Source organism: Streptomyces sp. NPDC055103 (assembly GCF_053607625.1).
The window spans coordinates 111,872-118,094 of sequence record NZ_JBSGTX010000007.1 but is presented as its reverse complement, the minus strand read 5'-3'; the positions used below and the strand labels follow the sequence as shown (position 1 = coordinate 118,094).

Annotated in this window: 3 protein-coding genes and 1 pseudogene; 1 reads left to right on the top strand and 3 read right to left on the bottom strand. The window is 75.0% G+C overall.

The annotated features are described in order from the left end of the window. Positions 1 to 1,087, bottom strand: a pseudogene (locus tag ACWFR1_RS07295) (hypothetical protein); the annotation flags it as partial. A gap of 365 nt (positions 1,088 to 1,452) precedes the next feature. On the opposite strand from ACWFR1_RS07295, the gene ACWFR1_RS07290 reads away from it, so the two are divergent. After that, the gene (locus ACWFR1_RS07290) at positions 1,453 to 3,519 is read left to right on the top strand and encodes a SpoIIE family protein phosphatase (protein ID WP_453547485.1); all 2,067 of its coding nucleotides are present in this window, start codon (positions 1,453 to 1,455) and stop codon (positions 3,517 to 3,519) included. Between the two features lie 82 nt (positions 3,520 to 3,601). Here ACWFR1_RS07290 and ACWFR1_RS07285 read toward each other — a convergent pair whose 3' ends face one another. Together ACWFR1_RS07285 and ACWFR1_RS07280 are read right to left on the bottom strand one after the other, a co-directional pair. Next, positions 3,602 to 5,551 (bottom strand): ABC transporter permease, encoded by a 1,950-nt coding sequence (locus tag ACWFR1_RS07285; RefSeq protein WP_453547483.1) that lies wholly within the window; start codon positions 5,549 to 5,551, stop codon positions 3,602 to 3,604. 246 nt (positions 5,552 to 5,797) lie between these two features. After that, entirely contained in the window at positions 5,798 to 6,193 is a 396-nt protein-coding gene (locus ACWFR1_RS07280) for a TOBE domain-containing protein (RefSeq protein ID WP_453547481.1), read from the bottom strand. Between the last annotated feature and the right edge of the window lie 30 nt (positions 6,194 to 6,223).

The window sequence follows — 6,223 nt, the reverse complement described above, 5'->3', positions numbered from 1 at the left end:
CGCCAGCCCTGCCAGCCCTGCCAGCCCTGCCAGCCGCGTCGATCACCATCGCCCCGTCAGCCGCGCCGACCCCCTTGTATCCCTCGAACCGCTCGTATTCCTGGAACCCCTCGTATCCCTCGCGTCCCTCGCGTCCGTCGAGCGTCCGCGCGAGCGCGAGGTGGAGGCGGGCCTTGTCGGCTGCCCTGAGCAAGGTGTTCCCCGCGCCGAGGGCGGAGGCGGTACGCAGTACCGCTTCCGCCTCCGCGTGCGCACCGGTGGCCCGGAGCACCCCGGCGAGCAGCAGCTCGGCCTCCGTGGGCGGCCAGGGCCGCCCCGACGCGCCGTGGTCCGCGACCGCCGCCCGCAGGTGGGCGAGGGCCGCGGCCGGGTCGTCGGGCGCGGTGATCCGGCCGAGGAGCGCGCGGGAGTCGGCGAGGGGGCCGAGGACGGCGGGATCCGCTCGGTGCGGCTCGGCGAAGGCGACGAGCCGTTCGAGGTCCTCGCGCAGCGTGGCGGCCTCGCCCTCCGCGGTGGCCGCTGACCCGACCCCTGCGTCCCGCGCGAAGTCGGTCGCCGGGTGGGTCGCCCGGTCGGCCGCCGGGTCGGCCGTGGTGCCCAGGAGGTCGGCGCGGGCCCGGCAGCGCAGCAGGAGGACCGTCGCGGTCTGGGCGACGGTGGCCCGGCCGGCCGCGTGCAGGACGGTGGCCCGCTCGCAGAGTTCCGTGAGCCCGGCGCAGGCCGTCGCCCCCGGTCCCGGGCCGGTGGCCAGCGCCCGGGCGCGTGAGATCAGCGCCTTGCCGAGCCGGCCGGACCGTTCGTGCAGTTCGGCGGCGCGTGAGAAGAGCGTCTCGGCGGCGGGCCGCGCCCCGCCCCGGCAGTCGAGCGCGGTCGCGTCAAGCGCGTCGGCGTGGTCGCCGGGCGTGATGGCCCCGCCCGCGCGCCGGAGGGCCGTCGCGGCGCGCTCCCAGGCGCCACCGGCCGAGGGGTGGCCGCCGGCCGCGGAGAGCCGTCGGGCCCGTTCGAGCAGGGTGTGCGGGTCCTCCGCCTCACCGCTGCCGGGCCTCCGGTCGTACGGACGACGCACGTCGGACGGTCGGCTGGTCATGCGGGGTACTCCGGGGAGGGGAGGCGGAACGACGGCGCATGTGGAAGCGCATACATGGAGGTCGCGACGACTCTCGCAGACACCCGCCGCCCGCACATCCGTAGAACTACGGAAGAACCGCGAAAGCCTCCGCGCTCCCTCACCGGGAAGCCTCCGTGCTCCCTCCCTGGAAGCATCCGGGAACCCTCCCCGGAAGCCTCCGCGCTCCCTCCCCGGGGAGCCGGTCCGGAATCGGACCCCCTCCCCGGGGAGCCGGTCCGGAATCGGACAGACGCACTGCGCAGCGCCCGCCGCCGACGACTCGGCTAGGGTGATTCGGTAGGGATTGCGCCCCCTGGGGCCAGGCCGATGCGTAGGTCGATGCGTTGGAGACTCACCAGTCGTCGAGCGGGGTTCCGCTGCCGCCCCGAGCGGCCGTCGGAGACGCGGGCGTGCTCCGCGAGCTGCTGCCGATCGCCCTCTGGCGGGAGGACGCCGAGGGTCGCATCGTCGAATGGTCCCTCGCCGCCCAGGACCTGCTCGGCCACCGGCCCGAGCACGTGCTCGGGCGCCTCGCCACCCCGCTCCTCGTCCCCGACGCCAACCGCGAGCTCGCCGACCGGCTGACCCTCCGCGTCCAGGCGGGCGAGACCATGGTCGGCACGCTTCCGGTCCGCCACCGCGACGGCCACACCGTCGCCATGGAGATGTGGATCGTGCCCGCCACCGACCCGCAGGGACGGTCCGGGGCCATGCTCATCGCGGTGGAGACCTCCGAGGTCCTCCGCATGCGGGAGAACCTCGCGGCGATGGAGAGCCTCTTCACCCAGTCGCCCATCGGCCTCGCCCTCCTCGGCCCCGACCTGCGCTTCCTCCGCGTCAACGACGCCCTCGCCCGGATGAACGGAGTGCCGTCCGCCGCCCACGTCGGCCGCCGCCTCACCGAGGTCGTGCCCGGCGTCAACGCCACCTCGCTCGAATCCCTGATGCGCCAGGTCCTCGACAGCGGAACCGCCGTCGTCGACGCCCGCAGGGTCGGCCGCACACCGGCCGACCCCGGCCGCGACCACATCTGGTCCTGCTCGTACGCGCCCCTCAGCGACCGGTCCGAGGAGCCCCTCGGTCTCATCGCCTCCCTCGTCGACATCACCGAGAGCCAGGAGGCGCACATCGAGGTGGAGCGGGCCCGGCACCGCTTCGCCCTGCTCGCCGAGGCCGGCGCCCGGATCGGCACGACCCTCGACCTGGAGCAGACGGCCGAGGAGGTGGTGAGCTTCCTCGTACCGCAGCTCGCCGACTCCGCCGACGTACAGATGCTGGAATCGGTGCTCGAACCGGACGACCCGGCCGGCTCCACGCGCGGAGTGCTGCGCCGCCTCGCGGCCGGTTTCCCCGATCCGACCGCCCCCACGTTCCTGCTCACCGCGGGCCAGACCTTCCAGCTCCCGCTGGACTCCGTGTACGAGCAGGTCGTCGCCCGCGGCAGACCGACGAACCTCTACGCCTCCGATCTCCCGGCGCTCTTCACCGACCCCCGCACCGAGGCGCTCCGGACGTACTTCGCGACCCGCGTCGGCTCGTCGCGGCTCGTCCCCCTGGTGGCCCGGGGCAAGGTGCTCGGCGCGGTCGCCGTGACGCGGTTGAAGACCCGTGAGCCCTTCGACGCGCAGGACTGCGTCCTCATCGACGAGGTCGTGGCCCGCGCCGCCCTCAACATCGACAACGCCCGCCTCTACACCACCCAGCGGGAGGCGGCCCTCACGCTCCAGCGCAGCCTCACCAACAGCGCGCTGCCCGCCGTCACCGGACTGGATCTCACCGGCCGCTATCTGCCCGCGAGCGCCCATGACGTCGGCGGCGACTGGTTCGACGTCATCGCGCTCCCCGGCGGCCGGACGGGACTGGTCATCGGCGACGTCATGGGCCACGGCATCCACGCGGCGGCCGTCATGGGCCAGCTGCGGACGGCTGTACGGACCCTGGCCCGCCACGACATCGACCCGGCCCGGATGCTCAGCTCGCTCGACGCCGTCGTGGCCGATCTCGGCGAGGACGAGATGGCCACCTGTGTGTACGCGGTCCACGACCCGGCGACCGGAGGCTGGGTCATCGCCCGCGCGGGGCACCCGCCACCGGCGCTCGCCACCCCGGACGGCACCATCACCTTCCTGGAGGGCCCGCCCGGCACCCCCCTGGGCACCGGAGCCCACGACTTCGGTACGGACGAGGTCGCCCTGCCCGAGGGCGGCCTGCTCGTCCTCTACACGGACGGCCTCATCGAGGCCCGGGACCGCGACCTCGACGAGGGGATGAGCCAGCTCGCCAGGGCGCTCCGGGGCCGTCTCGCCCGACCGCTGGACACCCTGTGCGACGAGGTCCTCGCGCGGCTCCTCACCGGACCGGTGCAGGACGACGTGGCGGTCCTCATGGCCCGGACGCGCACCACCCGCTGATCCCGCGCGGGCGTCGAGCGAGCGGTGAGCGGCGCGCGGCCTCAGCGGACGGTGTGCCCGGCGGCGCCATGGCGGCCGGCGGTCAGAGCGTCACGACGGTCACCTCGGTCGCCTTGACGCCGGTCCAGACCGGCACCCCGTCCGCGAGCCCCAGCTCGGCCGCCGCCTGCGGGGTGATCTCGGCGACGAGATCCGGCGCCAGATCGGAGGTCACCAGGACCCGCAGGCGACTGCCGCTCGCGGTGATCTCCCGTACGGTTCCGGGCCAGACGTTACGGGGGCTGCCGCCCGGCTTCTCGCGGTGCACCGCCACCGCCTCGGGCGCGATGATCGCGAGCGCCCGCGTGCCCGGCGGCGGCGGCTCGGCGGCGACCAGCGCGCCGCCCCCGTCGAGCGTGAGCCCCTCGGCGGTTCCCGCCCCCGGCCACGCGTTGCTGCCCAGCATCCTGGCGACCCACGGCGAGCGCGGGTGGCGCGACACCTCGCCGGGAGAGGCGTCCTGGAGGGTGCGCCCCGCCTCCAGGACCAGGACCCGGTCGGCGAGGGAGACGGCTTCCACAGGATCGTGGGTGACGATCAGACAGACCCCGCCGAACCCGGCGAGATGGCTGCGCAGGGTGTGCCGGACATGGGCCCGGGTCGTCTGGTCCAGCGCGGCGAGCGGCTCGTCGAGCAGCAGCAGCCGGGGCCGGGCGGCCAGCGCGCGGGCAAGGACGACCCGCTGGGCCTGGCCGCCGGAGAGCTGCGCGGGGCGGCGGTGCGCCAGCTGCCCCACGCCGAGCCGGTCGAGCCAGGCCCGGGCGGCCCGCCGTGCCTCGGCCCGCGGAACGCCATGCGCCCGGAGGCCGTACGCGGTGTTCGAGAGCGCGGACAGATGCGGGAACAGCGCGCCGTCCTGCGGCACCCACGCCACCTGCCGACGGTGCGGCGGCAGATCGGTGACATCGGTGTCGCCGAGCCGCAGCGTGGCGTGGGCCCGGGGGGTGAGGCCGAGGAGGGCCCGGAGCAGGGTCGTCTTTCCGGCGCCGTTAGGGCCGACGACGGCGATGGTGGTGCCGGGTTCGGCGTCCAGGGACAGTTCGGTGAAGCCGTCGACCTCGGCCCGGAGGGCCCAGCGGCCGCCGTCGGGCCGAGGACCGGGTTCGGTGCCGGACCCGGCGGCGGGTTCCGGATCGGGACCGGGCTCAGGGGCGGGCGCGGGCGCGGTACGCCGGGGTGACGCCGGCCCGCCGGTCCAGCGGCCGCGCAGCGCGACCAGTACGGCCATGGCGATGGCGAGCAGCAGCAGCGAGACGGAGGTCGCGGCCTCGGGCTCCTCCTGGAGCAGCAGGTACACCTGGAGCGGCAGGGTCTGGGTCGTGCCGGGGAGGTTGCCGGCGAAGGTGATGGTGGCGCCGAACTCGCCCAGGGCCCTCGCCCAGGTCAGCGCGGCGCCAGCGAGCAGCCCCGGGGAGACCATCGGCAGGGTGACGGTGAAGAAGACCCGTACCGGCGAGGCGCCGAGGGAGGCCGCCGTCTCCTCGTAACGGGGACGCAGACCGCCGAGCGCGCCCTCCAGGCTGATGACGAGGAACGGCATCGCCACGAAGGTCGCGGCGAGGACCGCGCCCGAGGTGTGGAAGGGGAACGTGATGCCGAACGTGGACTCCAGCCAGGGACCGAGCAGCCCGCGCCGTCCGAACGCGAGCAGCAGCGCCACTCCGCCGACGGTCGGCGGCAGCACCATGGGAAGCAGGACGAGGGAGCGGACGATCGCCTTCCCGCGGAACGGCACGCGGGCGAGCAGCCAGGCCAGCGGGACGCCGAGCAGCAGGGAGAGACCGAGCGCCCAGAAGGAGACGACCAGCGAGAGCTTCAGGGCCTGCACGGTCCCGGGAGCCGTCAGGTGCGGCCCGAAGGAGCCCCACTCGGTGCGGGCCAGGACACCGACGAGGGGCAGGACCAGGAACGCCACGGCGAGCAGCGCGGGCACGGCGAGGACGACGGGCGTGCGCGGGCCCCTGCCGGCGGGGCGGACGTGGAGGCGTTTCATCGGTGTCCCCTGGAAGCGGTGGAGGTGGGGGCTGTCCGTCCCCCCGGACACGGACAGCCCCCACGGAACGCTCCGGGGCTCCGGACTCCGGCCGGTGCGATGCGGGAGGCCGGCGCCCCGGAAACCGGCGGATCAGGCGCTCAGGCGCTGCGGGGCTGAGGGGCTGCGGGGCTGAGGTGCTGACGTACCGAGGTGCCGAGTCGCTCAGCGCTCGGGTGCTCAGCGCTCAGGCGTGGTCGGTCCGGATCACGCGGTGTCGATGTGGACGCTGGTCGACTTCACCCGGGCGGTGGCCCGCATGCCGACCTCGAGCCCCAGTTCCTCGACCGCCTCGCGGGTGAGGAGGGACACGAGCCGGTGCGGGCCCGACTGGATCTCGACCTGCGCGGCGACGTCGCCGAGTTTGACGGCGGTCACGATCCCGGGGAAGGCGTTGCGGGCCGACGTGTAGGAGTCGTCCTCGTCGCCCGTGCCGCTCTGGGCGACCTCGATCGAGAAGGCCGCGAGGTCGCGGCCGTCGATGAGCCGCCGGCCGCCCTCGTCGCGATGGGTGGCGACCCGGCCCGCGTCGGCCCAGCGGCGTGCCGTGTCGGGGCTGACGCCCAGGAGACGCGCCGCCTGCCCGATGGTGTAGGACTGCATATGCGCCACGTTAGGTCGTGCGACCTCGTA

Bases quoted from the DNA above. Each gene is read 5' to 3' on its own strand.
- ACWFR1_RS07285 (WP_453547483.1), bottom strand. From the start codon at position 5,551: ATGAAACGCCTCCACGTCCGCCCCGCCGGCAGGGGCCCGCGCACGCCC.
- ACWFR1_RS07280 (WP_453547481.1), bottom strand. From the start codon at position 6,193: ATGCAGTCCTACACCATCGGGCAGGCGGCGCGTCTCCTGGGCGTCAGC.